The 704-nt window shown below is 64.8% G+C and carries 1 protein-coding gene; it reads left to right on the forward strand.

Annotated elements, in window-relative coordinates; translation table 11 throughout:
• Nucleotides 1–704, forward strand: a 704-nt coding sequence (locus tag AC1DYL_RS22770) for a HAMP domain-containing protein (RefSeq protein WP_477174896.1), incomplete at both ends; no start/stop codon positions are given.

Consider the following 704-nt stretch of genomic DNA (forward strand, 5'->3'; position numbering starts at 1 on the left):
AAGCCGATCAGCCGGCTGACCGATACGATGGGCGCGCTGGCCCAGGGTAACCTCGAGGTCGAGGTGAAGGGCGCTGAACGCAGCGACGAGATCGGCGACATGGCCAAGGCCGTGCAGGTGTTCAAGGAGAATGCGCTGAAGGTCACCGAAATGACCGAGGGCGAGCGGACGGCATCGGTGCAGCGCCGGGTGGAGCGCACTTCGATGATGCAGACGCTGCAGAAGGCGTTCGGCGAAGTGGTGGACGCGGCGATCGCCGGCGATTTCTCCAAGCGGGTGGAGGCCGAGTTCCCCGATGCCGAGCTCAACGCGCTGGCACATGGCGTCAATGAGTTGGTGTCGACGGTCGATCGCGGCGTCAGCGAGACCGGCGAGGTGCTTGCCGCACTGGCGAAGACCGACCTGACCCACCGGGTGCAGGGCGACTACCAGGGGGCGTTCCTGCGGCTTAAGACCGATACCAATGCAGTGGCTGAAAAGCTCGGCGAGATTGTCACCGGGCTCAAGCAGACTTCGCGCTCGCTGAAGACGGCGACGGGTGAGATTCTGTCCGGTGCCAATGATCTTTCCGAGCGCACCACCAAGCAGGCGGCGACGATCGAAGAAACGTCGGCGGCGATGGAGCAGCTTTCGGGCACCGTGCTGGCCAATGCCGAGCGCGCCAAGGATGCCTCAAATGTCGCGGCGACTGTGACCCGCACGGC

This window comes from Devosia sp. P1_H9, from assembly GCF_056405135.1.